The organism is Streptomyces sp. NRRL B-24085, assembly GCF_001282115.1.
Taxonomy (GTDB): Bacteria; Actinomycetota; Actinomycetes; order Streptomycetales; family Streptomycetaceae; genus Streptomyces.
Map to the genome: position 1 here is coordinate 1 of NZ_LJBR01000396.1, position 24,054 is coordinate 24,054.

At 70.7% G+C, this 24,054-nt stretch carries 21 protein-coding genes; 17 read left to right on the forward strand and 4 right to left on the reverse strand.

The features are described 5' to 3' along the window. Both AOJ26_RS34275 and AOJ26_RS34280 read left to right on the forward strand, forming a co-directional pair. The coding region (locus AOJ26_RS34275) for an adenine phosphoribosyltransferase (protein WP_053852271.1) at positions 1–407 on the forward strand (407 nt) is incomplete at its 5' end. A 281-nt stretch (positions 408–688) separates the two neighbouring features. After that, positions 689–3,217, forward strand: a complete 2,529-nt coding sequence (locus AOJ26_RS34280; protein WP_053852272.1) for a RelA/SpoT family protein — start codon at positions 689–691, stop codon at positions 3,215–3,217. A gap of 56 nt (positions 3,218–3,273) precedes the next feature. On the opposite strand, the gene AOJ26_RS34285 is transcribed toward AOJ26_RS34280, so the two are convergent. Both AOJ26_RS34285 and AOJ26_RS34290 read right to left on the reverse strand, forming a co-directional pair. Then, on the reverse strand, positions 3,274–4,503 hold the full coding sequence (locus AOJ26_RS34285; protein ID WP_053852273.1) for a DUF349 domain-containing protein: 1,230 nt from the start codon (positions 4,501–4,503) through the stop codon (positions 3,274–3,276). A 135-nt stretch (positions 4,504–4,638) separates the two neighbouring features. Next, positions 4,639–5,457, reverse strand: coding sequence for a peptidylprolyl isomerase (locus tag AOJ26_RS34290; RefSeq protein ID WP_053852274.1), 819 nt, complete (start codon positions 5,455–5,457; stop codon positions 4,639–4,641). Between the two features lie 180 nt (positions 5,458–5,637). On the opposite strand from AOJ26_RS34290, the gene AOJ26_RS34295 reads away from it, so the two are divergent. Then, positions 5,638–6,351 (forward strand): MBL fold metallo-hydrolase, encoded by a 714-nt coding sequence (locus AOJ26_RS34295; RefSeq protein ID WP_053852275.1) that lies wholly within the window; start codon positions 5,638–5,640, stop codon positions 6,349–6,351. A gap of 11 nt (positions 6,352–6,362) precedes the next feature. Next, positions 6,363–7,625, forward strand: coding sequence for a histidine--tRNA ligase (gene hisS / locus AOJ26_RS34300; protein WP_053852287.1), 1,263 nt, complete (start codon positions 6,363–6,365; stop codon positions 7,623–7,625). A 388-nt stretch (positions 7,626–8,013) separates the two neighbouring features. Here hisS and AOJ26_RS42390 read toward each other — a convergent pair whose 3' ends face one another. After that, positions 8,014–8,283: a hypothetical protein gene (locus AOJ26_RS42390; RefSeq protein WP_373413151.1), complete on the reverse strand. Its 270-nt coding sequence runs from the start codon at positions 8,281–8,283 to the stop codon at positions 8,014–8,016. Between the two features lie 145 nt (positions 8,284–8,428). Here AOJ26_RS42390 and AOJ26_RS34305 point away from each other — a divergent pair, with 145 nt between their 5' ends. The 3 genes from AOJ26_RS34305 (at position 8,429) to rpsD (ending at position 11,400) form a co-directional block, all read left to right on the forward strand. Then, positions 8,429–9,091, forward strand: coding sequence for a vitamin K epoxide reductase family protein (locus AOJ26_RS34305; RefSeq protein WP_053852276.1), 663 nt, complete (start codon positions 8,429–8,431; stop codon positions 9,089–9,091). A 42-nt stretch (positions 9,092–9,133) separates the two neighbouring features. Continuing rightward, positions 9,134–10,489: a replication-associated recombination protein A gene (locus AOJ26_RS34310; RefSeq protein ID WP_053852288.1), complete on the forward strand. Its 1,356-nt coding sequence runs from the start codon at positions 9,134–9,136 to the stop codon at positions 10,487–10,489. Between the two features lie 296 nt (positions 10,490–10,785). Further along, positions 10,786–11,400 carry a 30S ribosomal protein S4 gene (gene rpsD, locus AOJ26_RS34315; RefSeq protein ID WP_015661793.1) on the forward strand — a complete coding sequence of 205 codons (615 nt, stop codon included), beginning with the start codon at positions 10,786–10,788 and terminating at the stop codon, positions 11,398–11,400. Between the two features lie 30 nt (positions 11,401–11,430). Here rpsD and AOJ26_RS34320 read toward each other — a convergent pair whose 3' ends face one another. Further along, positions 11,431–13,593, reverse strand: a complete 2,163-nt coding sequence (locus tag AOJ26_RS34320; RefSeq protein ID WP_053852277.1) for an ATP-binding protein — start codon at positions 13,591–13,593, stop codon at positions 11,431–11,433. A 152-nt stretch (positions 13,594–13,745) separates the two neighbouring features. Between AOJ26_RS34320 and AOJ26_RS34325 the strand changes: the two genes are divergently transcribed. The 10 genes from AOJ26_RS34325 to AOJ26_RS44670 all read left to right on the forward strand — a co-directional run. Continuing rightward, positions 13,746–14,180: a DUF948 domain-containing protein gene (locus AOJ26_RS34325; RefSeq protein ID WP_053852278.1), complete on the forward strand. Its 435-nt coding sequence runs from the start codon at positions 13,746–13,748 to the stop codon at positions 14,178–14,180. 8 nt (positions 14,181–14,188) lie between these two features. Continuing rightward, the gene (locus AOJ26_RS34330) at positions 14,189–14,530 is read left to right on the forward strand and encodes a hypothetical protein (RefSeq protein ID WP_053852279.1); all 342 of its coding nucleotides are present in this window, start codon (positions 14,189–14,191) and stop codon (positions 14,528–14,530) included. Beyond that, on the forward strand, positions 14,530–17,202 hold the full coding sequence (gene alaS, locus AOJ26_RS34335; protein ID WP_053852280.1) for an alanine--tRNA ligase: 2,673 nt from the start codon (positions 14,530–14,532) through the stop codon (positions 17,200–17,202). Before AOJ26_RS34330 ends, alaS begins: the two co-directional genes overlap by 1 nt. Then, complete coding sequence (ruvX, locus tag AOJ26_RS34340) at positions 17,202–17,666, forward strand: Holliday junction resolvase RuvX (protein WP_053852281.1); 465 nt, start codon at positions 17,202–17,204, stop codon at positions 17,664–17,666. The genes alaS and ruvX overlap by 1 nt, the downstream gene beginning before the upstream one ends. Before the next feature lie 122 nt (positions 17,667–17,788). Continuing rightward, positions 17,789–19,489, forward strand: coding sequence for an endolytic transglycosylase MltG (mltG, locus tag AOJ26_RS34345; protein WP_053852282.1), 1,701 nt, complete (start codon positions 17,789–17,791; stop codon positions 19,487–19,489). Between the two features lie 60 nt (positions 19,490–19,549). Beyond that, entirely contained in the window at positions 19,550–20,389 is an 840-nt protein-coding gene (locus tag AOJ26_RS34350) for a shikimate dehydrogenase (RefSeq protein ID WP_053852283.1), read from the forward strand. A 279-nt stretch (positions 20,390–20,668) separates the two neighbouring features. Then, positions 20,669–21,853 (forward strand): chorismate synthase, encoded by a 1,185-nt coding sequence (gene aroC, locus AOJ26_RS34355; RefSeq protein ID WP_053852284.1) that lies wholly within the window; start codon positions 20,669–20,671, stop codon positions 21,851–21,853. Then, positions 21,850–22,362 carry a shikimate kinase gene (locus AOJ26_RS34360; RefSeq protein WP_053852285.1) on the forward strand — a complete coding sequence of 171 codons (513 nt, stop codon included), beginning with the start codon at positions 21,850–21,852 and terminating at the stop codon, positions 22,360–22,362. Before aroC ends, AOJ26_RS34360 begins: the two co-directional genes overlap by 4 nt. Further along, positions 22,359–23,450 carry a 3-dehydroquinate synthase gene (gene aroB, locus AOJ26_RS34365; RefSeq protein ID WP_053852286.1) on the forward strand — a complete coding sequence of 364 codons (1,092 nt, stop codon included), beginning with the start codon at positions 22,359–22,361 and terminating at the stop codon, positions 23,448–23,450. The genes AOJ26_RS34360 and aroB overlap by 4 nt, the downstream gene beginning before the upstream one ends. Before the next feature lie 290 nt (positions 23,451–23,740). Then, a partial coding sequence (locus AOJ26_RS44670) for a Pro-rich N-terminal domain-containing protein (protein WP_234358741.1) occupies positions 23,741–24,054 on the forward strand: 314 nt, incomplete at its 3' end.

Genomic DNA, 24,054 nt, shown 5'->3' on the forward strand with positions numbered 1-24,054 from the left:
TCGCGGCGATCGCCGCGAAAACCGGTGCCACGAAGGTCGTCGGTCTGGAGGCCCGGGGCTTCATCCTCGGCGCTCCGGTCGCCGTCCGCGCGGGACTGGGCTTCATCCCCGTGCGCAAGGCGGGCAAGCTCCCCGGGGCGACCCTCAGCCAGGCGTACGACCTGGAGTACGGCTCGGCGGAGATCGAGGTGCACGCGGAGGACCTGTCCGCGGATGACCGCGTCCTCATCGTCGACGACGTCCTGGCGACGGGCGGCACGGCCGAGGCCTCGATCGAGCTGATCCGCAGGGCGGGTGCCGAGGTCGCGGGCCTGGCGGTCCTCATGGAGCTGGGCTTCCTGGACGGGCGGGCCCGTCTGGAGCCGGCACTGGCCGGTGCTCCGCTGGAGGCCCTGCTCGTGGTCTGACCCGGCAGTGCGCACGAGAACGGCCGTTCCGGAACACCGGGACGGCCGTTTCTCACGAACGGGCCGGGGGCAGTGACGGCTGCCGCGCCGTCGTGGCTGGTCGCGCAGTTCGCCGCGCCCCTTCAGGGCGCTCCACCGGCCGGAATGCCGAAAGCAGCCCCTCGTGTTCCAGAGGTAGACGTCCCTCACATCGGCCTGCAGGCGATCCCGGGGCGCAGGATCGCTACCATGGGTTCTCCGGAGCCTGACCGGGGGACCCGGATCGCGCACGAGGAGTCCTCTTGCCAGACGAGGCCCAGCCACTGACCGCCGCCAAGCCCGAGCCCGCCTCGGCGCCCGCGGCGAAGCCCGCGCCGGACGCGAAGACCGTGACGAACGACGCCCGCGGGCCGGTCGAGCACGCCCAGTCCGCCCCCGTCGACAAGCCGGCCGAACCGCCCCGGCCCAAACCGGCCTCACCCGAGCCCGCCACCCCGGCGACCCGCACCAACGCGGGGCAGCCCGCCCGCACCGGCTCCTCCAACCGCGTCCGCGCCCGTCTCGCCCGTCTCGGCGTCCAGCGCTCCAACCCGTACAACCCGGTCCTGGAGCCCCTGCTGCGGATAGTGCGCAGCAACGACCCGAAGATCGAGACGGCGACCCTGCGCCAGATCGAGAAGGCCTACCAGGTCGCCGAGCGCTGGCACCGCGGTCAGAAGCGCAAGAGCGGCGACCCGTACATCACGCATCCTCTCGCCGTGACCACGATCCTCGCCGAACTCGGCATGGACCCGGCGACCCTGATGGCGGGCCTGCTGCACGACACCGTCGAGGACACCGAGTACGGCCTCGACCAGCTCCGCCGCGACTTCGGCGACTCGGTCGCCCTGCTCGTCGACGGCGTCACCAAGCTGGACAAGGTCAAGTTCGGCGAGGCCGCCCAGGCCGAGACCGTGCGCAAGATGGTCGTCGCCATGGCCAAGGACCCGCGCGTCCTGGTCATCAAGCTCGCCGACCGTCTGCACAACATGCGCACCATGCGCTACCTCAAGCGCGAGAAGCAGGAGAAGAAGGCGCGCGAGACGCTGGAGATCTACGCTCCGCTCGCCCACCGCCTCGGCATGAACACCATCAAGTGGGAACTGGAGGACCTCGCCTTCGCGATCCTCTACCCCAAGATGTACGACGAGATCGTACGGCTGGTGGCCGAGCGGGCGCCCAAGCGCGACGAGTACCTGGCCATAGTGACCGACGAGGTGCAGTCCGACCTGCGCGCGGCCCGGATCAAGGCCACCGTCACCGGCCGCCCGAAGCACTACTACAGCGTCTACCAGAAGATGATCGTCCGCGGCCGTGACTTCGCGGAGATCTACGACCTGGTCGGCATCCGCGTCCTGGTGGACACCGTCCGCGACTGCTACGCGGCGCTGGGCACGGTCCACGCCCGCTGGAACCCGGTTCCGGGGCGGTTCAAGGACTACATCGCGATGCCCAAGTTCAACATGTACCAGTCGCTGCACACGACGGTCATCGGGCCCAACGGCAAGCCGGTCGAACTGCAGATCCGCACCTTCGACATGCACCGCCGCGCCGAGTACGGCATCGCCGCGCACTGGAAGTACAAGCAGGAGGCCGTCGCCGGCACCTCCAAGGTCCGCTCGGACCAGCCGAGGACCACCGGCAAGGACGACCACCTCAACGACATGGCGTGGCTGCGTCAGCTCCTCGACTGGCAGAAGGAGACCGAGGACCCCGGCGAGTTCCTGGAGTCCCTGCGCTTCGACCTCTCCCGCAACGAGGTCTTCGTCTTCACCCCCAAGGGCGACGTCATAGCGCTGCCGGCCGGGGCCACCCCGGTGGACTTCTCGTACGCGGTGCACACCGAGGTGGGCCACCGCACCATAGGAGCCCGCGTCAACGGCCGTCTCGTACCGCTGGAGTCGACCCTCGACAACGGCGACCTCGTCGAGGTCTTCACGTCGAAGGCGCCCGGGGCCGGGCCGTCCCGGGACTGGCTGAACTTCGTCAAGTCGCCGCGGGCCCGCAACAAGATCCGCGCCTGGTTCTCCAAGGAGCGCCGGGACGAGGCGATCGAGCAGGGCAAGGACGCCATCGTCCGCGCGATGCGCAAGCAGAACCTGCCGATCCAGCGCATCCTCACCGGCGACTCCCTCGTGACGCTCGCGCACGAGATGCGGTACTCCGACATCTCCGCACTCTACGCGGCGATCGGCGAGGGCCATGTGTCCGCGCAGAACATCGTGCAGAAGCTGGTCCAGGCGCTCGGCGGCGAGGAGGCGGCCACCGAGGAGATCGACGAGTCGGTCCCGCCGACCCGCGGCCGCGGCCGCAAGCGGCGCTCCAGCGCCGACCCGGGCGTGATCGTCAAGGGCGTCGAGGACGTGTGGGTCAAGCTGGCCCGCTGCTGCACCCCCGTCCCCGGCGACCCGATCATCGGCTTCGTCACCCGCGGCAGTGGTGTATCGGTTCACCGCAGCGACTGCGTCAACGTCGAGTCACTGTCCCGTGAGCCCGAGCGCATCCTCGAGGTGGAGTGGGCGCCCACGCAGTCCTCGGTCTTCCTGGTCGCCATCCAGGTCGAGGCCCTGGACCGCTCCCGACTCCTCTCCGACGTCACCCGCGTCCTGTCCGACCAGCACGTCAACATCCTCTCCGCGGCCGTCCAGACCTCCCGCGACCGTGTCGCCACCTCCCGCTTCACCTTCGAGATGGGCGACCCCAAGCACCTCGGCCACGTCCTGAAGGCGGTCAGGGGCGTGGAGGGCGTGTACGACGTCTACCGCGTGACATCGGCGCGGAACCGGTCGTAGCGGACATGCGAAAAGGGCCCCGGGAGACCGGGGCCCTTTTCGCGTGTACGGCCCTGTCAGCCGCCGAACTCCTGGAGCCCCTTGAGCGCCTGGTCCAGGAGCGCCTGGCGGCCCTCCAGCTCACGCTCCAGCTTGTCGGCCTTGGCGTTGTTGCCCTGGGCGCGCGCCTGCTCGATCTGGCCCTTGAGCTTGTCCACGGCGGCCTGGAGCTGGCCGGTCAGGCCCGCGGCACGCGCGCGTGCCTCCGGGTTGGTCCGGCGCCACTCGGTCTCCTCGGCCTCCTGGAGAGCGCGCTCGACGGCGTGCATCCGGCCCTCGACCTTCGGCCGGGCGTCCCGCGGGACGTGGCCGATGGCCTCCCAGCGCTCGTTGATCGCGCGGAAGGCGGCGCGGGCGCTCTTCAGGTCGCCGATCGGCAGGAGCTTCTCGGCCTCCTCGGCCAGCTCCTCCTTCAACTTGAGGTTCTCGGTCTGCTCGGCGTCCCGCTCGGCGAAGACCGAGCTGCGGGCGGCGAAGAACACGTCCTGGGCACCGCGGAAGCGGTTCCACAGGTCGTCCTCGTGCTCGCGCTGGGCGCGGCCCGCGGCCTTCCACTCGGCCATCAGCTCGCGGTAGCGCGCGGCCGTCGGACCCCAGTCCGTCGACCCGGACAGCGCCTCTGCCTCGCCGACCAGCCGCTCCTTGGTCCTGCGGGCCTCCTCGCGCTGCGCGTCCAGCGACGCGAAGTGGGCCTTGCGGCGCTTGGAGAACGCCGAGCGGGCGTGCGAGAAGCGGTGCCACAGCTCGTCGTCCGACTTGCGGTCCAGGCGCGGCAGCCCCTTCCAGGTGTCCACCAGCGCGCGCAGCCGCTCACCGGCAGCCCGCCACTGGTCGGACTGGGCCAGCTCCTCCGCCTCGGCGACCAGCGCCTCCTTGGCGTGCCGGGCCTCGTCGGACTGCTTGGCGCGCTGCTGCTTGCGCTCCTCGCGACGCTTGTCGACGGTCTCCACGAGCTTGTCCAACCGGACCTTGAGCGCGTCCAGGTCGCCGACCGCGTGATGCGCGTCGACCTGCTCGCGGATGTGGTCGATGGCCGCCTGGGCGTCCTTCGCCGACAGGTCGGTGGTCTTGACTCGCTTCTCGAGGAGGCCGATCTCGACAACCAGGCCCTCGTACTTGCGCTCGAAGTAGGCCAGGGCTTCCTCGGGGGAGCCGGCCTGCCAGGAACCGACGACCTGCTCGCCGTCGGCCGTACGCACGTACACGGTCCCCGTCTCGTCGACGCGGCCCCACGGGTCGCTGCTCACAGCGCCTCCTCCACATGATGCCTGCGGGAGGCTTCCTCGCCCCCGGGCATCGTCCACAGTTTCGTCACGGCCAACATAGGCGACCGGCGGGTGGCCTGTCCGCATCCCGCGCGACCGAAATTTCGCACTTGAGGGTCAGGATTTGGTGACGGTCGCCTTGTTGATCACGACGGTCGCGTTCGGCGCGCCGTCGCCCGCTCCGGTGCTCTCACCGGCCGCGGCGATCTTCTTCAGCACCTTCATACCGGATTCCGAGATGGTCCCGAACGGGGTGTAGCTCGGGGGCAGCTGGCTGTCCTGGTAGACCAGGAAGAACTGGCTTCCTCCAGTGTGCGCCTGACCGGTGTTCGCCATCGCGACGGTGCCCGCCGGGTAGACGTTGGACTTGAGGCTCTTGTCCTTCAGGTTCTCGTCCGGGATGGTGTAGCCCGGTCCGCCGCTGCCGGAGCCCGTCGGGTCGCCGCACTGCAGGACGTAGATGCCGTTGGTGGTGAGCCGGTGGCACTTGGTGTGGTCGAAGTAGCCCTTGCCCGCGAGGAAGTCGAACGAGTTCACGGTGTGCGGGGCCGCCGACGCCTTCAGGGCTATGCCGATCTCACCGCAGGTGGTCGCGAGGTTCAGGGTGTACTTGGCCGACTTGTCGATGGACATCGCCGGCTCCTTCTTCCAGGTCTCCGTCTTGACCTTGCCGGGGGCCGCCTTCTCGCACGGGTCCGGCGCCTTGCTGGTGGCCTCCGCGCTCGGGGTCGCCTCCGCGCTCGCGTTGGCCTTGTCGTCGTCCTTCATGACACCGGAGGTGTAGAGCGCCAGGCTGCCCACCAGGACCACGCCGAGCACCGACGCGATCACAGAGTTGCGTACACGGGCCTTGCGGCGCGCGGCCGTGCGCCGCTGCTGCTGCCGCAAGAACTTCTCCCGCGCGAGCTGCCGCTTCCGCTGTTCCTGGGTGACCACGGGGTTTTCTCCTCATGCGTCTCGTCCGCCGACCGGTACGCATGCGTCCTGTGAACCGACCGCCTGCGTGTGCCCCGTACCGTATATGGGTTCGCTGAGGAATCGGCAGCGCCGGTAGGCTCTGACCACTGGGTCAGCCGCCCGGAAGACCGCCCGTACCGACACAAACCGAGGACGATCGTGCTCATTGCCGGGTTCCCCGCCGGGGCCTGGGGGACGAACTGTTATCTCGTCGCCCCCGCCGCCGGTGAGGAGTGCGTGATCATCGACCCCGGCCACCAGGCCGCCGAAGGCGTCGAGGAAGCACTGAGGAAGCATCGGCTCAAGCCCGTCGCCGTCGTCCTCACGCACGGCCACATCGATCATGTGGCCTCGGTCGTCCCGGTGTGCGGGGCGCACGGGGTACCGGCGTGGATCCACCCCGAGGACCGCTACATGATGAAGGACCCGTCGATGGGTCTCGGGCGTTCCGTCGGGATGCCGCTCATGGGTGAGATCACCGTGGGGGAGCCGGACGACGTCAAGGAGCTGACCGACGGCGCGAAGCTGGAGCTCGCGGGCCTGGAGTTGTCCGTCGCGCACGCGCCGGGCCATACCAAGGGGTCGGTGACCTTCCGGATGCCCGAGACCGCGGAGATCCCTTCCGTGTTCTTCTCCGGGGATCTGCTCTTCGCCGGCTCCATCGGACGCACCGACCTGCCCGGCGGTGACATGGCCGAGATGCTCGACTCGCTGGCCCGCGTGTGCCTGCCGCTCGACGACTCGACCGTGGTGCTGTCCGGCCACGGCCCCCAGACGACCATCGGCCAGGAGCGCGCCACCAACCCGTACCTGCGGGAAGTGGCCGCCGGCCAGGGAGACGGTTCGCAGACCCCTCCCCGACGAGGAATGTGACGAGAGACTTCGTGAGCACCTTTCAGGCCCCCAAGGGCACGTACGACCTGATCCCGCCGGACAGCGCCAAGTACCTGGCCGTCCGCGAGGCGATCGCCGCACCGCTGCGCACCTCCGGCTACGGCTACATCGAGACGCCCGGCTTCGAGAACGTCGAGCTGTTCGCGCGCGGGGTCGGCGAGTCCACCGACATCGTCACCAAGGAGATGTACGCCTTCGAGACCAAGGGCGGCACCAGGCTCGCCCTGCGCCCCGAGGGCACCGCCTCCGTGCTGCGCGCGGCGCTGGAGGCCAACCTGCACAAGGCGGGCAACCTGCCCGTCAAGCTCTGGTACTCCGGCTCGTACTACCGCTACGAGCGCCCCCAGAAGGGCCGGTACCGCCACTTTTCGCAGGTCGGCGCCGAGGCGATCGGCGCGGAGGACCCCGCCCTCGACGCCGAGCTGATCATCCTGGCCGACCAGGCGTACCGCTCGCTGGGCCTCAGGAACTTCCGCATCCTGCTCAACAGCCTGGGCGACAAGGAGTGCCGGCCGGTGTACCGGGCCGCGCTCCAGGACTTCCTGCGCGGACTGGACCTCGACGAGGACACCCTGCGCCGGGCGGACATCAACCCGCTGCGCGTCCTCGACGACAAGCGCGAGTCGGTCCAGAAGCAGCTCGGGGACGCGCCCCTGCTGCGCGACTACCTCTGCGACGCCTGCAAGGCGTACCACGAGGAGGTCCGTGAGCTGATCACCGCGGCGGGCGTGGCCTTCGAGGACGACCCGAAGCTGGTGCGCGGCCTCGACTACTACACCCGTACGACCTTCGAGTTCGTCCACGACGGTCTGGGCTCCCAGTCCGCGGTGGGCGGCGGCGGCCGCTACGACGGTCTGTCCGAGATGATCGGCGGCCCCGCGCTGCCGTCCGTCGGCTGGGCCCTCGGCGTCGACCGCACGGTGCTCGCCCTGGAGGCGGAGGGAGTCGAGCTCGAACTCCCCTCCACGACCAGCGTGTTCGCGGTGCCGCTGGGCGAGGAGGCCCGGCGGATCCTCTTCACGAAGGTCACCGAACTGCGCAAGGTCGGCATCGCGGCGGACTTCTCCTACGGCGGCAAGGGCCTCAAGGGCGCCATGAAGAACGCCAACCGCAGCGGGGCCCGCTACACGATCGTGGCCGGCGAACGCGACCTCGCCGAGGGTGTCGTCCAGCTCAAGGACATGGAGTCCGGGGAGCAGTCGGCGATCGGCGTCAACGAGATCGTGGCGGAACTGGAGTCGAGGCTGGGCTGAGGCCGGTCGAGGAGGCCGTACCGCACGGCGCTGGTGACAGCTGCCGCGCGGTCGGCCACGCCCAACCGGGCGCGCACATGCAGGCGTGGTGCCGGCGAGCAGCAGGACGGCCGTCTCCGTCACGCCGGTGACGAGAACCGGCCAGATCCTGCCGAGGAAGTACGCCGCCCTGGTCGGGGGGTCCGTGTGCACCACGTTCGGGCGTCGTCCGGGCCGGTCCCCTCGACGGCGGCACCAGTGCCGGGCCGTCCGGCGGCACGGCCGGCTCGCCCTCGGCGGACAACTTGCGGCTCAGCTCTCAGAACTGCCGCCGGGCGGCCACCAGGGCGATGACTTCCCCGGGACTGCGGGTAGTAGCGGGCGAAATGGCGGACGGTCTCCGCGACCGTCAACTCGGTGGGCGCGGATTCGTCCTGCCGGACGATTTCCTCACGGGATCGCCACGCGCGCGTGCAGGGCGCCGGGGCCGCGCGGCCCGGTCCCCGTCGCCCTGGCGGACCCCCACCGTGGTGCTCCTGCCCGCGCCACCGGGTCCGAGCAGGCCGAAGACCCCGCCCCGGCGGATGCCGAGGTCGATCCCGTCGACCGCGGTCACGTTGCCGTACCGCTTGCGCAGCCCTCGAACGTCCACCGCCGGTTCGTTCGCGTGTGTGGCCATGTCTCCGAGCCCCGGCTGGAACCGAACGCCCGGGGGTGACCGTGCGTACTTCCTTATGCCCACCGAACGGTGGACGAGCCCCCGCGTGCGGCACAATGGCCCCTGCCCGAAGAAGGTCCAACTCTCAAGCAGACGGATCGGCGTGATGAGCAACACCACAGTGAAAGACGTCTCCACGGAGCCCGAGCCCTCGCCGGCGAGCGTCGGCGGCGCGCCCCGGACGGTGGGCGGCAGCCGTGCCTTCGCGCTGCTGCTGGTGATCACCGGCGCCGCCGGACTGCTCGCCGCGTGGGTCATCACGATCGACAAGTTCAAGATCCTGGAGGGGAAGGTCAGCGGCAAGACGTTCACGCCGAGCTGCTCCCTGAACCCGATCGTCTCCTGCGGCAGCGTCATGGAGAGCAAGCAGGCCGCCGCCTTCGGGTTCCCCAACCCGATGCTCGGCCTGGTCGCCTACGGCATCGTGATCTGCGTCGGCATGAGCCTGCTGGCCCGCGCCACCTTCCCGCGCTGGTACTGGCTCACCTTCAACTTCGGCACGCTCTTCGGCGTGGTCTTCGTCACCTGGCTCCAGTTCCAGTCGCTGTACCGGATCAATGCGCTGTGCCTGTGGTGCTCGCTGGCCTGGGTCGCCACGATCACGATGTTCTGGTACGTCACCTCGTTCAACGTCCGCAACGCCTTCCTGCCGTCCCCGGGCTGGCTCAAGCGCTTCCTCGCCGAGTTCACCTGGGTCCTGCCCGTCACGCACTGCGGCATCATCGCGATGATGATCCTGACCCGCTGGGGCTCCAGCCTCTGGGCCTGAGGCCCCGGTGCGTTGTCAGTGCGGTGACATAGGGTTTTGAACGTGGAGCCCGATCTGTTCACCGCGGCGGCGGAAGAGCGCCAGGAGAAGGACCCGGCCGGCAGCCCCCTGGCGGTCCGGATGCGCCCGCGCACCCTCGACGAGGTAGTGGGCCAGCAGCACCTGCTCAAGCCCGGCTCACCGCTGCGCCGGCTGGTCGGCGAGGGCAGCGGCGGTCCCGCCGGCCCCTCCTCGGTGATCCTCTGGGGCCCGCCGGGTACCGGCAAGACGACCCTGGCGTACGTCGTCTCCAAGGCCACCAACAAGCGTTTCGTGGAGCTCTCCGCGATCACCGCCGGCGTCAAGGAGGTCCGCGCGGTCATCGACGGCGCCCGCCGCGCCACCGGCGGCTTCGGCAAGGAGACCGTCCTCTTCCTCGACGAGATCCACCGCTTCAGCAAGGCCCAGCAGGACAGCCTGCTCCCCGCGGTCGAGAACCGCTGGGTGACCCTCATCGCGGCGACCACCGAGAACCCCTACTTCTCGGTCATCTCCCCGCTGCTGTCCCGGTCCCTCCTGCTGACCCTCGAACCCCTCACGGACGACGACCTCAGAGGGCTCCTCAAGCGGGCGCTGAGCGACGAGCGCGGCCTGAAGGACGCCGTCGCCCTCCCCGAGGACACCGAGGACCACCTCCTGCGCATCGCCGGCGGCGACGCCCGCCGCGCCCTGACCGCCCTGGAGGCCGCCGCCGGGGCCGCCCTCGACAAGGGCGAACCGGAGATCTCCCTCACCACCCTGGAGGAGACGGTCGACCGCGCGGCCGTGAAGTACGACCGCGACGGCGACCAGCACTACGACGTGGCCAGCGCCCTCATCAAGTCCATCAGGGGCTCCGACGTGGACGCGGCCCTGCACTACCTGGCCCGCATGATCGAGGCCGGCGAGGACCCGCGCTTCATCGCCCGCCGCCTGATGATCTCCGCCAGCGAGGACATCGGCCTCGCCGACCCCAACGCCCTGCCCACGGCCGTGGCCGCCGCCCAGGCCGTCGCGATGATCGGCTTCCCGGAGGCCGCGCTGACGCTGAGCCACGCCACCATCGCCCTCGCCCTCGCCCCGAAGTCCAACGCCGCGACCACGGCGATCGGCGCCGCCATGGAGGACGTGCGCAAGGGACTGGCCGGGCCGGTGCCGCCGCACCTGCGCGACGGGCACTACAAGGGCGCCGCCAAACTCGGCCATGCGCAGGGGTACGTCTATCCCCACGACCTGCCCGAGGGCATCGCCGAGCAGCAGTACGCCCCGGACGCCATCAAGGACCGCGAGTACTACGAACCCACCCGGCACGGCGCCGAGGCCCGGTACGCGGACGCCGTGGAGTGGACCCGCAAGCACCTCGGTCGCAAGCGGTCCTGAGCACCCTGTAGAATCCCTCGAAGTGCTGTGTCCCGTGCAGTCAGAACGGGACGGTCAGCCGGAACCCCCAGTGGGTTCCAGGAGCGTCGCGCACCGTTCGAATGGTGTCGCGGGCAGCCCACCACCCCTCGTCACACGACGAAGACGGTCGGTGGGCCACTCGCGTGCTGCACGTATGTGCCCAGATCAGGGGAGCGGCTGCCCAACGGGTCCGATCCAGGACCTCGCGGGTTTCCCCGGCTGCGGATGCGACCTCCCATAACTCTGACGAGCCGAACACCAAGAGATGAGAGATCGTGGCGAACCAGTCCCGCCCCAAGGTCAAGAAGTCGCGTGCCCTCGGCATCGCGCTGACCCCGAAGGCCGTCAAGTACTTCGAGGCCCGTCCCTACCCCCCGGGTGAGCACGGCCGTGGCCGCAAGCAGAACTCGGACTACAAGGTCCGTCTGCTGGAGAAGCAGCGTCTGCGTGCGCAGTACGACGTGTCCGAGCGCCAGCTCGTCCGCGCCTACGAGCGTGCCTCCAAGGTTCAGGGCAAGACCGGTGAGGCCCTGATCATCGAGCTCGAGCGTCGTCTCGACGCGCTGGTCCTGCGTTCGGGCATCGCCCGCACGATCTACCAGGCCCGCCAGATGGTCGTCCACGGCCACATCGAGGTCAACGGTCAGAAGGTCGACAAGCCGTCCTTCCGCGTCCGTCCCGACGACGTCGTGATGGTCCGCGAGCGCAGCCGTGAGAAGACCCTCTTCTCGATCGCCCGTGAGGGCGGCTTCGCCCCCGAGGGCGAGACCCCGCGCTACCTCCAGGTGAACCTCAAGGCCCTGGCGTTCCGCCTGGACCGTGAGCCGAACCGCAAGGAGATCCCGGTGATCTGCGACGAGCAGCTCGTCGTCGAGTACTACGCCCGCTGATCACCGGCAGGCCGTAGCACCCGCACCACCTCAGCCCGCCGTCTCCCCGCCCTTCCGGGTGGGCGAGGCGGCGGGCCGTTGCATGTCGCGGGACACGTCGGCGGGCCGCACGGACTCCCGCGGCGCCGGCATCCCGTCGAGCGGACGGGCGCGGCCCAGCGCCCGCGCCACCGCGGCCTCCCGCCCGAGCACCCGGCCCTGCCGTACGCACTCCTCGTACCGCTCGTCGCCCAGCCGCTCCCGGACCGTCGCCTCGCACAGCTCGTGCGGGGTGTTGTAGTAGGCGGAGCCGAACAGGGGCAGGCCCACCGACGGCCACAGCGAGGCCGCCGCGCCCTGAAGCACCGCGGCCTCGGCCGGGTCGCCCCGGTCCACCGTGACCAGGGCGAGGAGCTCGATGGACAGCACCGAGCCCAGCAGGTCGTGGAAGGCGTGCGCGCAGGTCAGGCAGTCGGTGAGCAGGTCACGCGCGCGTGCCGTGTCCCCCTCGCTCCAGGCCGCGTACGCCAGGACGTACAGCGCGTACGACCGCGCCCACCGCTCGCCGTGGTCCTCGCACACCCGGCGCACGTCCTCGCACAGCCCCACCGCCTCCGGCAGATCGCCCAGGAAGGCGCGGGCCATCGCCAGCTCGACCTGGCCCATCAGCACGTTGCTGTTGAGCTCGCCGATCTCCTGGTAGCGCTCCAGCGCCGAGCGCAGCAGCCGCTCCGCGCGGGGCATGTCGTCCGAGACGAGCGCCAGGCAGCCGGTGCGGTGCTCGGCGTACGCCACCGCCGTCGCGTTCGCGGACCGCTCCGCCTCCTTGCGGCACTCGTGCAGCGCCGACAGCGCCGCCACGGTGTCGCCCTGGAGGATCGCCACATAACCGAGGACCCACAGGGCCTTCAGACGGGCGTCCTCGTGGCCCGCCTCCAGTTCGACGCTGCGCTCCAGCCAGTGCCGCCCCTCCGAGAGTCGGCCGCAGCCGACCCAGCAGAACCAGAGGGAGCCCGCGAGATGGCGGGCCAGCTCCGCCCCGTCCGGCTCGGTCAGGCAGTACTCCAGGGCGCAGCGCAGGTTCGGCAGCTCGGCCTCGATCCGCGCGGCCACCTCGTTCTGGCGCGGCGAGAACCAGTCCAGCTCGCACCAGGTGGCCAGGCCCACGTACCAGTCGCGGTGCCGCCTGCGCAGCCTGACCGCGTCGCCCGTCGCCTCCAGCCACTCGGCGCCGTACGCCCGGACCGTGTCCAGCATCCGGTAGCGCACGCCGGCCGTGGTCTCCTCGCGGGCCACCACCGACTGGGCGAGCAGCGCGGACAGGACGTCGAGGACGTCGTCGGAGTGCAGCCCGCCGCCGCTGCACACGTACTCCGCGGCCTCCAGGTCGAACTGCCCCGCGAACACCGAGAGCCGGGACCACAGCAACCGCTCCTCGGGCGTGCACAGTTCGTGGCTCCAGCCGATCGCCGTGCGCAGTGTCCGATGGCGGGCGAGCGTGTCCCGGCCGCCGCCCGTCAGCAGCCGGAACCGGTCGTCGAGCCGCTCCAGCAACTGCCCGGGGGACAGGGCCCCCAGCCGGCCCGCGGCCAGCTCGATCGCCAGCGGGATGCCGTCCAGGCGCCGGCACAGCTCCCGTACGTGCGGATCGTCGCCGACCGTCACCCCCTGCCGCCCGGCCCGCTCCGCGAACAGCTCGACGGCCTCGTCCTCCTCCAGCGGGCCCAGCGCGAGGACCCGCTCCCCGGCGACGGCCAGCGGCCGGCGCCCCACGGCGAGGACGGCCAGCCCCGGCACCCGCCCCAGCAGGTCGACGACCAGGGACGCGCACGCTTCCACCAGATGCTCGAAACCGTCCAGGACCAGCAGGAGTTGGCGCCCGGTCAGGTGGGCCAGGAGCGTCTCGCGCGGCGGCCGCGCGGTGTGGTCCGTCAGGCCCAGCGCCTCCACGACGGCGTAGTCCACGAACTCCGGGTCGCGTACGGCGGCCAGCTCGACGCGCCACACCCCGTCGGCCGGGGTGGTCCGACTGCCTGCCGCCCGTGCCGCGAGCCGTGACTTTCCGATGCCGCCGGGGCCCGTCACCGTCACCAGCCGTGCGGTGCCGAGCGCCCGTGCCAGTGCCGGGAGTTCCGCGCGCCGGCCCACGAAGCCGTCGAGCTCCAGCGGAAGATTGCCGTGCACCTCGGTGCCGTCGGGCTGATGACTGCGCATGGAACACGGAGCGTACTGAAGTGTATGCACTCCGTACAATCGGCATGGACAACTCGGGTGCGGGCGAGGGGTGATCCGGTGCGGACCGCCGTTCCCGGCGCGATAGGCTCGGCGGAGACTTTTTCCATAGACAGCACGTATTCAGGGAGCGGGTGCACACAGTGTCCGGTGGAGAGGTTGCCGGGATCCTGGTGGCCGTCTTCTGGGCGATCCTGGTCTCCTTCCTCGCCGTCGCGCTGGCGAGGCTGGCCCAGACGCTCAAGGCGACCACCAAGCTCGTGGCGGACGTGACCGACCAGGCCGTCCCGCTGCTGGCCGACGCCTCCACCGCGGTGCGCTCCGCGCAGACCCAGATCGAGCGGGTCGACGCGATCGCCTCGGACGTCCAGGAGGTCACGTCGAACGCCTCCGCGCTGTCGACCACCGTCGCCTCCACCTTCGGCGGGCCCCTGGTCAAGGTCGCGGCCTTCGGCTACGGGGTGCGCCGCGCGATCAGCGGCCGCAAGGACGACGTGCCCGCGAAATCCTCCCGGCGTACCGTGATCGTGGGACGGGCGGTTTCCCGGGGCCGAGGCAAGAAGGACTGAGGCTCAAGATGTTCCGCCGTACTTTCTGGTTCTCCACGGGCGTGGCCGCGGGTGTCTGGGCCACCACCAAGGTGAACCGCAAGCTGAAGCAGCTCACCCCAGAGAACCTCGCCGTCACGGCGGCCAACAAGGCGATCGAGACGGGGGGCCGCCTCAAGGACCGAGCGGTCGGCTTCGCGCTCGAAGTCCGCGACAACATGGCCCAGCGGGAGGCCGAGCTGACGGACGCCCTGGGCATCCGCGAGGATCCCGAGCTTCCCGCCCCCCGGCGCATCGCCGCCATCGAGAACACGACGTACACGACGAAGCCGTACAACACGCATTCGTACAACCGGAATGAGGACCACTGATGGAGTCGGCCGAGATTCGCCGCCGCTGGCTGAGCTTCTTCGAGGAGCGCGGGCACACCGTCGTCCCTTCGGCGTCGCTCATCGCGGACGACCCGACTCTGCTCCTCGTCCCGGCCGGCATGGTGCCCTTCAAGCCGTACTTCCTGGGTGAGGTCAAGCCGCCCTTCGACCGCGCCACCAGCGTCCAGAAGTGCGTGCGCACGCCGGACATCGAAGAGGTCGGCAAGACCACCCGGCACGGCACGTTCTTCCAGATGTGCGGCAACTTCTCCTTCGGCGACTACTTCAAGGAAGGCGCCATCAAGTACGCCTGGGAGCTGCTCACCAGCCCTCAGGACAAGGGTGGTTACGGCCTTGAGGCCGACCGTCTGTGGATCACCGTCTACAAGGACGACGACGAGGCCGAGCGCATCTGGCACGAGGTCGTCGGTGTGCCGAAGGAGCGCATCCAGCGCCTCGGCATGAAGGACAACTACTGGTCCATGGGCGTCCCCGGACCCTGCGGTCCCTGTTCCGAGATCAACTACGACCGCGGCCCGGAGTTCGGCGTCGAGGGCGGCCCGGCCGTCAACGACGAGCGGTACGTGGAGATCTGGAACCTCGTCTTCATGCAGTACGAGCGCGGCGAGGGCATCGGCAAGGACAACTTCGAGATCCTCGGCGAGCTCCCCAGTAAGAACATCGACACCGGCCTCGGACTCGAGCGCCTGGCGATGATCCTGCAGGGCGTGCAGAACATGTACGAGATCGACACCTCGATGGCCGTCATCAAGAAGGCCACCGAGCTGACCGGTGTCGCCTACGGCGACGCCCACGACTCGGACGTCTCCCTGCGTGTGGTCACCGACCACATGCGCACCTCCGTCATGCTCATCGGCGACGGCGTGACCCCGGGCAACGAGGGCCGCGGTTACGTTCTGCGCCGCATCATGCGCCGCGCGATCCGCAACATGCGCCTGCTCGGCGCCACCGGACCGGTCGTGCTCGACCTGATCGACACCGTGATCGCCATGATGGGCCAGCAGTACCCCGAGCTGGTCACCGACCGCGAGCGCATCGAGAAGGTCGCCGTCGCCGAGGAGAACGCCTTCCTCAAGACGCTCAAGGCCGGCACCAACATCCTCGACACCGCCGTCACCGAGACCAAGGCCGCCGGCGGCAAGGTCCTCGCCGGCGACAAGGCGTTCCTGCTCCACGACACGTGGGGCTTCCCGATCGACCTCACCCTGGAGATGGCCGCCGAGCAGGGCCTGTCCGTGGACGAGGACGGCTTCCGGCGCCTGATGAAGGAGCAGCGGGAGCGCGCCAAGGCCGACGCCCAGGCCAAGAAGACCGGCCACGCCGGTGCCGGTGCCTACCGGGAGATCGCCGACAAGGTCGGCGAGACCGACTTCATCGGCTACAGCGACACCGAGGGCGAGTCGACGATCGTCGGCATCCTCGTCGACGGCGCCTCCTCCCCGGCCGCCACGGAGGGCGACGAGGTCGAGATCGTCCTGGACCGCACCCCGTTCTACGCCGAGGGCGGCGGCCAGATCGGCGACACCGGCCGGATCAAGGTCGACTCCGGTGCCGTCATCGAGATCCGCGACTGCCAGAAGCCGGTCCCGGGCGTCTACGTCCACAAGGGCGTCGTCCAGTTCGGCGAGGTGACCGTCGGGGCCAAGGCGCATGCCTCCATCGACAGCCGCCGCCGTACCGCCATCGCCCGCGCCCACTCGGCCACCCACCTCACCCACCAGGCCCTGCGGGACGCGCTCGGCCCGACGGCCGCGCAGGCCGGTTCCGAGAACCAGCCCGGCCGCTTCCGCTTCGACTTCGGCTCGCCGTCCGCCGTGCCCACGGCCGTGATGACCGACGTCGAGCAGAAGATCAACGAGGTGCTCGCCCGCGACCTCGACGTCCGCGCCGACGTCATGGGCATCGACGAGGCCAAGAAGCAGGGCGCCATCGCCGAGTTCGGCGAGAAGTACGGCGAGCGGGTCCGCGTGGTGACCATCGGCGACTTCTCCAAGGAGCTGTGCGGCGGCACCCACGTGCACAACACCTCGCAGCTCGGCCTGGTCAAGCTGCTCGGCGAGTCGTCCATCGGCTCCGGCGTCCGCCGCATCGAGGCGCTTGTCGGTGTCGACGCGTACAACTTCCTCGCCCGCGAGCACACGGTCGTCGCCCAGCTCCAGGAGCTGATCAAGGGCCGCCCGGAGGAGCTTCCGGAGAAGGTCTCCGCCATGCTCGGCAAGCTGAAGGACGCCGAGAAGGAGATCGAGAAGTTCCGCGCGGAGAAGGTCCTCCAGGCCGCCGCCGGTCTCGCCGAGTCCGCCAAGGACGTCCGCGGGATCGCCGTCGTCACCGGTCAGGTCCCGGACGGCACCACCCCGGACGACCTGCGCAAGCTCGTCCTCGACGTGCGCGGCCGCATCCAGGGCGGCCGGGCGGCCGTGGTGGCCCTCTTCACCGTCAACAACGGCAAGCCGCTCACCGTCATCGCCACCAACGAGCCCGCCCGCGAGCGTGGCCTCAAGGCCGGTGACCTGGTCCGTACGGCCGCCAAGACCCTCGGCGGCGGCGGTGGCGGCAAGCCGGACGTCGCCCAGGGCGGCGGCCAGAACCCGGCCGCGATCGGTGAGGCCGTGGCCGCCGTGGAGCGCACGGTCGGGGAGACGGCGAAGTAATGCGCAGAGGCCGCAGGCTCGCGATCGACGTCGGGGACGCCCGGATCGGGGTCGCCTCGTGCGACCCCGACGGGATCCTCGCCACCCCGGTGGAGACGGTCCCGGGCCGGGACGTCCCGGCGGCCCGGCGTCGGCTGAAGCAGCTGGTCGAGGAGTACGAACCGATCGAGGTCGTCGTCGGTCTCCCTCGTTCCCTCAAGGGGGGCGAGGGGCCGGCCGCGGCCAAGGTCCGCGGCTTCGCCCAGGAGCTCGCCAAGGCCATCGCGCCCGTGCCGGTCCGGCTGGTCGACGAGCGGATGACGACCGTGACGGCAAGTCAGGGACTGCGGGCGTCCGGGGTGAAATCCAAAAAGGGCAGATCGGTCATCGACCAGGCAGCCGCCGTGATCATCCTCCAGCAGGCGCTGGAATCCGAACGGGTGTCAGGTAAAGCACCCGGCGAGGGCGTCGAAGTGGTCATCTGATCGCGATACGGTAACGTTCCGCGCGACTGCGACACTGTTCGAACAGGTGCCGCACAGAGAGAGGCGGATCGGATGCCGGGTCACCAGCCGCGCGACCGCCGCCTCGCGGCTCTAGGGGATCGATGACTGAGTATGGCCGGGGCCAGGAAGGCTCCGAACCGTGGCATCCGCAGGACCCGTACTACGGGGACGGCGGATGGGAAGGGCAGCAGGCTCACACGGGCCATCAAGCTGCCTACGGCGGCCAGCCGCAGCAGCATCCGCAAGCGCAGCAGCAGTACGGCGACTGGGGCACCGGCCAGCAGGGCGACTACGGCCAGACGCCGCAGCAGTACGACCCGAACCAGGGCTACGGCCGGCAGCAGTACCCCGAGCAGCAGCAACAACAGCAGTACCCCGAGCAGCAGTACCCGGAGCAGCAACAACAGCAGTACCAGCAGTACGACAACAACGGCTGGGGCACCGGCACGCACGTCCCGTACCCGGACCCCTCGGACCCGTACGGTCAGCAGGCCGCGGCCTACGGCACGGGGGAGCAGCCCGACTACTACGGCACCCCTGACGCGTATCCGCCGCCGGAGACGCCGAGCCGTCGACGGGCCGAGCCGGAACCGCAGCAAACCGACTGGGATCCCGGCCCTGACCAGGGCGAACACGCCTTCTTCGCGGACGACGACGAGGACGTGGCCGACGACGAGGGCGGCCGGGGCGACCGCCGGGGCCGCGGCGGCAAGAAACCGAAGAAGCGGCGCAGCGGATGCGCCTGCCTGGTGGTCCTGCTGGTGCTCGGCGGCGGTGTCGGCACGGTCGGATACTTCGGTTACCAGTTCTACCAAAATCGTTTCGTCTCGGCGCCGGACTACACGGGGGGCGGCACCGGCGAGAAGGTGGCCATCACCGTCCCCTCGGGCGCCAACGGAGCGGAGATGGGGCGGCTGCTCAAGGCGGCCGGTGTCGTCAAGAGCGTCGACGCGTTCGTGGCCGCGTTCGCCCGCAACGGTGAATCGGGCAAGATCCAGGCCGGCTCGTACCTCCTGAACAAGGAGATGTCCGCCGAGAGCGCCGTGGCGCTGATGCTCGACCCCAAGAGCCAGAACAACCTGATCATCCGCGAGGGCGAGCGCAACGTGGATGTCTACGCGGAGGTCGACGAGCGCCTGAAGGTGGCGAAGGGCACCACGGCGAAGGTCGCGAAGCAGAAGTACAAGGATCTCGGGCTGCCCGAGTGGGCGCTCGGTCACTCCGATCTGAAGGACCCGCTCGAAGGGTTCCTGTACCCCTCCGCCTACGCGGTCAGCAAGGGGGACAAGCCGGAGACCGTGCTCAAGGACATGGTCAGCCGCGCCAAGGACAAGTACGAGGCCATGGGCCTTGAGGAGAAGGCCGAGGGGCTGGGCCTGGACGGTCCCTGGCAGCTGCTCACCGTCGCGAGCCTCGCGCAGGCCGAGGGCACGAGCCACGACGACTTCCGCAAGATGGCCGAGGTCGTCTACAACCGCCTGAAGCCGGGCAACCCCCAGACGTACGGCTCCCTGGAGTTCGACTCGACGTACAACTACGTCAAGAACCAGAGCAAGATCGACCTGACGATCGCCGAGCTCAAGCAGTACGACAACCCCTACAACACGTACTACGTGAAGGGGCTGCCGCCCGGGCCGATCGACAACCCGGGCGAGGAGGCCATCAAGGGGGCGCTCAACCCGACGCACGACGGCTGGTACTACTTCATCTCGCTGGACGGCAAGACCAGCAAGTTCACGAAGACGCTCGCCGAGCACGACCGGCTCGTGCAGGAGTTCAACGCGTCACGGAAGAAGGACTGAGGACCGGACGCCGCGGCCGGGCCGTGGTCCTCGCGTGCCAACGGATCAAGGAAAGATTCCATGACAGCTCGGGCCACCGACGCCCGCCGGGCCGCCGTTCTCGGCAAGCCCATCGCCCACTCCCTCTCGCCGGTGCTGCACCGGGCCGCCTACCGGGAGCTGGGGCTCACGGGCTGGTCGTACGACCGGTTCGAGCTCGACGAGGCCGCCCTGCCCGGGTTCGTCGAGCAGCTCGGTCCGGAGTGGGCCGGACTGTCGGTGACCATGCCGCTCAAGCGGGCGGTCATCCCGCTGCTCGACGGGATCAGCGACACCGCCGCCTCCGTGGAGGCGGTCAACACGGTCGTGTTCGCCGAGGACGGCCGCCGCCTCGGCGACAACACCGACATCCCGGGGATGGTCGCCGCCCTCCGCGAGCGCGGCATCGAGCAGGTCGACTCGGCTGCGATCCTCGGCGCCGGCGCCACCGCCTCCTCCGCGCTCGCCGCGCTCGCCCGGATCTGCACCGGCGAGGTCGTCGCCTATGTGCGCAGCGACGCCCGGGCCGCCGAGATGCGGCAGTGGGGCGAGCGCCTCGACGTCGAGGTCCGCACCGCGGGCTGGGCGGACGCGGCCGAGGCCCTGCGCGCCCCGCTGGTGATCGCGACCACCCCCGCCGGGGCGACGGACGCCCTCGCCCACGCCGTACCGGAGCGGCCCGCCGCCCTCTTCGACGTGCTCTACGACCCCTGGCCGACGGAACTCGCGGCCCGCTGGTCGATGACCGGCGGCGCCGTGGTCAGCGGCCTCGACCTGCTCGTGCACCAGGCGGTGCTCCAGGTCGAGCAGATGACCGGCCGGGGTCCCGCGCCCGTGGAGGTCATGCGCGCGGCCGGCGAGCACGCGCTGGCGGCCCGCTGACGGGCGGCGACCGAGCGGAACGGCTGCTGCCGGCCGCGCGGATCGCCACAGGACGCGCTTCCCGATCGGGCGAGGCGGGCGAGAGCGCGGCGGAGCGGATGGCCTGACCGCCCGCCGGGCCCCTGACGTCCGTCTGCTGGACCGGTGACCGGTGGTCGCCGCCGGACGTGGGAGGATCGGAGGTGGCGGGCCGGGGCCGCGCACCTGGTCGCGCCGTTGCCGTACGCGAGGACGCGCGTAAGCAGGGCAGTACCAGGGCGCGAGCACTGAGGAGCACCGTTGAGCAGGTTGCGCTGGCTGACCGCGGGGGAGTCCCACGGTCCCGCACTCGTCGCGACGCTGGAGGGCCTTCCCGCCGGCGTGCCCATCACCACGGAGATGGTGGCGGACCACCTGGCGAGGCGGCGGCTGGGCTATGGCCGCGGTGCCCGGATGAAGTTCGAGCAGGACCAGGTCACCTTCCTCGGCGGCGTCCGGCACGGTCTGTCCCTCGGTTCCCCGGTCGCGATCATGGTGGGCAACACCGAGTGGCCGAAGTGGGAGCAGGTCATGTCGGCCGACCCCGTCGACCCGGAGATCCTGGCGGGCCTCGCGCGCAACGCCCCGCTGACCCGCCCGCGCCCCGGCCACGCCGACCTCGCGGGCATGCAGAAGTACGGCTTCGACGAGGCCCGGCCGATCCTGGAGCGCGCCTCCGCGCGGGAGACGGCGGCCCGGGTGGCGCTGGGCGCGGTGGCCCGCTCGTACCTGAAGGAGACGACCGGCGTCGAGATCGTCAGCCATGTCGTCGAGCTGTGTTCGGTGAAGGCCCCCGCCGGGGTGTACCCGACCCCGGCGGACGTCGAGCGGCTCGACGCCGACCCGTTGCGCTGCCTGGACGCGGACACGTCGAAGGCGATGGTGGCCGAGGTCGACCAGGCCCACAAGGACGGCGACACCCTCGGCGGGGTGGTGGAGATCCTGGCGTACGGCGTGCCGGTGGGCCTGGGCTCGCACGTCCACTGGGACCGCAAGCTGGACGCCCGCCTCGCGGGGGCGCTGATGGGCATCCAGGCGATCAAGGGCGTCGAGCTCGGTGACGGGTTCGAGCTGGCGCGGGTGCCGGGCTCCAAGGCGCACGACGAGATCGTGAACTCGCCCGAGGGCATCCGGCGCGTCTCCGGCCGCTCCGGCGGCACCGAGGGCGGCCTGAGCACGGGCGAGCTGCTGCGGGTGCGCGCCGCGATGAAGCCGATCGCGACCGTGCCGCGGGCCCTTCAGACCGTGGACGTGACCACCGGCGAGGCCGCCCAGGCCCACCACCAGCGCTCCGACGTGTCCGCGGTCCCGGCCGCCGGCATCGTCGCCGAGGCGATGGTCGCGCTCGTCCTGGCGGACGCGGTGGCGGAGAAGTTCGGCGGCGACAGCGTGCCCGAGACCCGCCGCAACGTGCAGTCGTACCTCGAGAACCTGGCCATCCGATGAGCCCCGTGGTCGTCCTCGTCGGGCCGATGGGCGTGGGCAAGTCCACCGTCGGGCGGCTGCTGGCCGAGCGGCTCGCGGTGGGGTACCGGGACACCGACGACGACATCGTCGCCGAGCAGGGCCGCGCCATCGCGGAGATCTTCGTCGACGAGGGCGAGCCGGCCTTCCGGGCGATCGAGAAGGCCGCCGTGCGGCGGGCCCTCGCCGAGCACGACGGCGTCCTCGCCCTCGGCGGCGGCGCGATCCTCGACGAGGACACCCGCGCCCTGCTGGCCGGGCAGCGGGTGCTGTACCTGTCGATGGACGTCGAGGAGGCGGTCAAGCGCACCGGCCTGAACGCCGCGCGTCCACTGCTCGCGGTCAACCCCCGCAAGCAGTGGCGCGAGCTGATGGAGGCCCGCCGCCACCTGTACGAGTCGATCGCCACGGCGGTCGTGGCCACCGACGGCCGCACTCCCGAAGAAGTCACCGACATCGCGCTGGACGCACTGGAGTTGAAGGAAGCATGAGCGAGGCAGTGACGCGCATCCAGGTCGGCGGCACCGCGGGCAGCGAACCGTACGAGGTCCTGGTGGGCCGTCAACTCCTGGGTGAGCTGGGCGCGTTGGTCGGGGAGAAGGCGCAGCGGGTGGCGGTCGTCCACCCCGAGGCGCTCGCCGACACCGGGGAGGCCCTGCGCGCCGACCTCGCCGAGCAGGGCTACGAGGCCGTCGCCATCCAGGTGCCCAACGCGGAGGAGGCCAAGACCGCCGAGGTCGCCGCCTACTGCTGGAAGGCGCTCGGCCAGTCCGGCTTCACCCGCTCCGACGTCGTGGTCGGCGTCGGCGGCGGCGCGACCACCGACCTGGCCGGGTTCGTGGCCGCGACCTGGCTGCGCGGGGTGCGCTGGATCGCCATCCCGACCACCGTGCTCGCCATGGTCGACGCGGCCGTCGGCGGCAAGACCGGCATCAACACCGCCGAGGGCAAGAACCTCGTCGGCGCCTTCCACCCGCCCGCCGGCGTCCTGTGCGACCTGGCCGCGCTGGACTCCCTGCCGGTCAACGACTACGTCTCCGGGCTCGCCGAGATCATCAAGGCCGGCTTCATCGCCGATCCGCAGATCCTGGAGCTCATCGAGTCGGACCCCGAGGCCGCGCGCACTCCGGCGGGCCCGCACACCGCGGAGCTCATCGAGCGCTCGATCCGGGTCAAGGCCGAGGTGGTCTCCTCCGACCTCAAGGAGTCGGGCCTCAGGGAGATCCTCAACTACGGCCACACGCTCGCCCACGCCATCGAGAAGAACGAGCGGTACAAGTGGCGGCACGGCGCCGCCGTCGCCGTAGGGATGCACTTCGCCGCCGAACTGGGCCGTCTGGCGGGCCGGTTGGACGACGCGACCGCCGACCGCCACCGCACGGTGCTGGAGTCGGTCGGCCTGCCGCTGCACTACCGCTACGACCAGTGGCCCAAGTTGCTGGAGACCATGAAGGTCGACAAGAAGTCCCGCGGCAACCTGCTGCGGTTCATCGTCCTCGACGGACTGGGCAAGCCCACCGTCCTGGAGGGCCCGGACCCGGCCGTGCTGCTCGCCGCCTACGGCGAGGTCGGCCAGTAAGTCCCGCGACGGGCGTTCCGCCTGATTCGCCTTGCCCCAGGGGCACTTCGGGGCGCCCCCGGTCGTTTCACCAAACATGGGCCGGGGGCGGTACCGTTCGATGGCGAACGGGGTATGCACCACCCCGTAACCAGCGCCGATCAGCCTGACGCGAGTGAGCCGGAGGGGGCGCGTCGGAGACGAGAGGACGAGCGGGCGAAGGCTTTCGGGCCGCGCCCGTCGGGCTCCCGGCACCGACGCGAGCGCCCCGGGGCGAGCGAGCCGAAAAAGACGAGACGGAGTGGCACCGGATGCAGCACGCAGTGGGTTCTCCGCTGCCGCCGCCCCATCAGCCGGGGCACGGACCGGCCGCCGGCTGGTCGTCGGCCGCACACCACCCGGGACCGCATCACCCGGGCGCGCACCAGGGCTCCGCCCCGGTGCCCCCACCGCCGTCGGCACCGGGCTTCGCCCCGGCTCCCGTGCCGCCGACGCCACCGCACTCACCGGTCCCGCCCGCGCCGCAGCACTCACCGGGGCCGGTGCCCGACACCACCGGCCATGTGCCGCTGCCGCCCGGCGCCCCCGTGGGCGCCGGGCGGCAGCCTGCCGCTTATACACCTCT